Raw genomic sequence first — 3907 nt, forward strand, 5'->3', positions numbered from 1 at the left:
GGTGATGGCGCATATCAATTCGCCGGCCGCCGATGCGCCAAGCCTGGATAACGAGCGCTTTTTGCGCAACGAGGTGCATCTGATCGCTTCGGCCGGGGTATCGCTGGAAGCCGCCGCTACGGAAGCGAAACGGCAAGGCGTCGAGGCGATTATCCTCTCCGATGCCATCGAAGGCGAGGCGCGCGAGGTTGGCGGTGTCCACGCCGCGATCGCGCGTGAAGTGGCGACGCGCAACAGGCCTTTCTCGAAGCCGGTGCTGATCCTGTCGGGCGGCGAGACAACCGTGACGCTGCGCGCAAAAGGCAAGGGCGGCCGCAATTCGGAATTCCTGCTCGCCTTCGCCATCGGCATCAATGGCGTCGACGGTATCAATGCGCTGGCCGCCGATACTGACGGCATCGACGGTTCGGAAGACAATGCCGGTGCCTTTGCCGATGCTTCGACCGTGTCGCGCATGCGCGCTGCCGGGGTGGACGCCAAGGCTATGCTTGCCGGCAACAATGCCTGGACGGCCTTCAACGCGGTTGACGATCTCTTCGTACCCGGCCCGACCGGTACGAATGTCAACGATCTCAGGGCAATTCTGATCAGGTAGCCGCAGCAATTCCAGGAAGGTTTTCCGTCCGGAATCGCGCAAAACAGACCAATCAGGCGGCCATCAGCCGCTTCACCAGCTTCATATCCTGCAGGAACCGTTCGCGTTCAGCCTCCTTGTCCGCGGGTTCGCGGATGCGCAGGATGAAGGAGGGATGGATGGTGATGAACACGCGCAATCCGTCCTCGCGCTCGATCACTTGTCCGCGCATCTTTGTCACCGGAATCGCCTTGCCGAGCAGCGACATCGCCGCTGTCGCGCCGAGTGCCACGGCGAGGTTCGGCTTGATCAGCTCGAATTCTTGGTCGATCCACCAGCGGCAGGCCTGAATCTCACCGGAATTCGGTTTGGAGTGGATGCGGCGCTTGCCGCGCGGCTCGAACTTGAAGTGCTTGACCGCGTTGGTGACATAGACCTTTTGCCGGTCGACACCGGCATCGTCCAGGATCGCATCGAACACCTTGCCGGCCGGACCCACGAAAGGTTTGCCGGCGAGGTCCTCCTGATCCCCCGGCTGTTCGCCGACGAAGATCACCTTGGCATTGTCAGGGCCTTCACCGAAGACGGTCTGCGTCGCGTCGCGCCACAGCGGGCAGCGGCGGCAGCCTTTCGCTGCCTCGCGCAATTCCGGAATCGTGCTTGCATCATCTTCCGGTGCTTCGACGGGCTGCTTCGGCCAATGCCGTGCCTGCACCTTTGCGTGGTGCGGCGCGGGTGTTGTCGGCATCTTCGCAATCATGTCCTTGGCGGCCTTGTCCGCTCCTGCGATCATGTCTGGAATGAGCGAGGCCTCGGGAAGGTTCCGCCAATATTTCTTCGGCATCTCCTTCTGCATGGCTTTCACCTTCAATCGCGCCGGGTTGAAGATGTTCTCGAAATAGGTGCGCCAGAGCGCCTCGGTATCGTCCTGATCAGGCGCATCGCCCTTGGCCGCGCCCGGCCCGATCGCCAGCCTTTCGCCATCCCAGTCGGCAGAGGCATAAGGGGTCAGGATCGTCCAGCGCATGCCGGTGAAACGTCTGACGAAGAAATCGGCGTTGCGCTCGACGATGAAATGATCCGGCTCGAACCAGGCGACATAGCGCTCATCGGCACCGTCGCCGATTTTCCGGAAACGTACGAAGGCGTGCATCTTGTGGCTGTCGCGCCGCACCGCCTTCTCCATGGCCTCGAGCCGCCTGGTGTCGGAATCCGACGCGATTTCCAGCAGTTTAGCCTCGTCGCGCAATCGCCACAGCATTCGGTAGAGAAAGGCAAACCGGCCGGGATCGGAATGGCAGAACGCCGTTTCGGCATGCCCGAGGAAGTCGCGCGGCACGACGAGTTGCGCGCCCGCAGGCACTTCAGGCAATTGTGCCTGATCAGAGCCTGGCGCGACATGCCAGTCGACGTCCTCGGGCCTGACCTCATTCAAGGCCAGCCGCCGTGCCGCGTCACGCCAGCCCGCAAAATCCGTCTCGCTGTCGAGCCGAACTCTGTATCTGGCGAGATCGAGTTCCGCCGGCCGCATGATCAGAACAACGACAACTGTTCGCAGGAGGAGGCAATCTTTTCGCGCAGGCCGGCCTTGTCGGTCAGCGCGCCAGGTGACCAGCCTTCGGCGATGATGAACGGCCTGAGCTTGGCGATCGACTGGCAGATCCGTCCGACGTCCTCGAGCCGCATGCGCCGGTGCCGACGCGTCTCCAAAATCTTCGCCACCACCTTGGTGCCGAGGCCCGGCACCCGCAGCAGCGCTTCGCGGTCGGCGCGATTGATGTCGACGGGAAACTGCCCCCGGTTGCGCAGTGCCCAGCCCAGCTTCGGGTCGATGGCGAGATCGAGCATGCCGTCGCTGCTGCCGGCGAGGATTTCCGGTTGCGAAAAGCCGTAAAACCGCATCAGCCAGTCGGCCTGATAAAGCCGGTGCTCACGCATCAGAGGCGGCTTCTGCAGGGGCAGCGACGACGACGAATCCGGAATCGGACTGAAGGCCGAGTAATAGACCCGCCGCAGATGGTAGCTGCCATAGAGCCGGGCGCTCGTGTGCAATATGCCGTCGTCGGATGTCTTGTCGGCGCCGATGATCATCTGCGTCGACTGGCCGCCCGGCGCAAAGCGTTCGCGCTTTTTGGTCTTCAAAGTCGGCTCGGCCTTCTCCTCCATCTTCTGGCGCAGCCTGGCCATGGAAAGCCGGATTGTCTCCGGCTTCTTCTCGGGCGCCAGCCGCTTCACACCCTCGTCGGTTGGCAGTTCGACATTGATCGACAGCCGGTCGGCATAGAGACCGGCCTGCTCGACCAGTTCGGCCGAGCTTTCCGGGATGGTCTTCAAATGGATGTAACCGGAGAATTTCTCCTCCAGGCGTAGCCGGCGCGCCACCTCGACCATCTCCCCCATGGTCTCGTCCGGCGAGCGAACGACACCCGAGGACAGGAACAGGCCTTCTATGTAGTTGCGCCGGTAGAAATCCATGGTCAGCTTCACCACCTCGTCGATGCCAAAGCGGGCTCGCCGCACGTTGGAAGACGAACGGTTGATGCAGTAGCTGCAATCATAGATGCAGAAATTGGTCAGCAGGATTTTCAGCAGCGAAATGCAGCGGCCGTCCGGCGCGTAGGAATGGCAGATGCCCATGCCCTCGGTGGAGCCGATGCCGCCTGATTCCAGCGAGTCCTTTTTCGCCGCACCCGATGAGGCGCAGGACGCATCGTATTTGGCGGCATCGGAGAGGACAGCCAGTTTTTCACGGACGGTGAGTGCGCTCATCCGTTCATGATATGTTCTTATCCGCCCTTATGCCACCTCATTTGATGGAAACGGCGAAAAAGTGATCGCCCGCCCGGCCCTCAGACTTCGTGCAGATAGAGGTGGTAATCCAGTTCGCTGACCGTGCGTGCCACGCGCAGGTATTCGGACTGTTTGATCGCCACGAAGGTCCGGTGCAGGTCCTCGCCGAGCGCGTTCTTCAGGAAGCTGGACGCCCGGGCCGATTCGATCGCGGCGCGCCAGTCGACAGGCATGGTTGTGCGCGTGACCGCTGCCTCATAGCCGTTGCCGGTCGTTTCGGGCCCCGGATCGAGCCCTTCATCCATGCCCTTGATGATGCCGGCGAGCACGGTTGCGGCGATCAGATAGGGGTTGGCGTCGACGCCCGACGGCCGGTGCTCGATGCGCCGGTTCTTGGCGTCGCCGGCCGGCACACGCAGCGCCACCGATCGGTTGTTGACGCCCCATGTCGGCGCCACCGGCGCATAGGATTGCGAGACGAAGCGCCGCCAGGAATTGGCGTGCGGCGCAAACACCAGCATCGATTCCGCCATGGTCTGGATG

Annotated in this window: 3 protein-coding genes and 1 pseudogene; 1 reads left to right on the forward strand and 3 read right to left on the reverse strand. The window is 62.4% G+C overall.

What is annotated here, in order from left to right:
- A partial coding sequence (locus EN991_RS26650; protein WP_281058813.1) for an MOFRL family protein occupies positions 1-595 on the forward strand: 595 nt, incomplete at its 5' end.
- Between the two features lie 52 nt (positions 596-647).
- Here EN991_RS26650 and EN991_RS26655 read toward each other — a convergent pair.
- From EN991_RS26655 to EN991_RS26665, 3 genes and pseudogenes are all read right to left on the reverse strand, one after another.
- Complete coding sequence (locus EN991_RS26655) at positions 648-2105, reverse strand: UdgX family uracil-DNA binding protein (RefSeq protein WP_064992897.1); 1458 nt, start codon at positions 2103-2105, stop codon at positions 648-650.
- A 2-nt stretch (positions 2106-2107) separates the two neighbouring features.
- Positions 2108-3343 carry a putative DNA modification/repair radical SAM protein gene (locus EN991_RS26660; RefSeq protein WP_064992898.1) on the reverse strand — a complete coding sequence of 412 codons (1236 nt, stop codon included), beginning with the start codon at positions 3341-3343 and terminating at the stop codon, positions 2108-2110.
- Positions 3344-3423: 80 nt separating this feature from the next.
- A pseudogene (locus tag EN991_RS26665) lies at positions 3424-3907 on the reverse strand (glutamine synthetase); the annotation flags it as partial.

It is taken from the genome of Mesorhizobium sp. M7A.F.Ca.US.005.03.2.1 (genome assembly GCF_003997795.1).
In the GTDB taxonomy this organism is placed as follows: Bacteria; Pseudomonadota; Alphaproteobacteria; order Rhizobiales; family Rhizobiaceae; genus Mesorhizobium; species Mesorhizobium ciceri.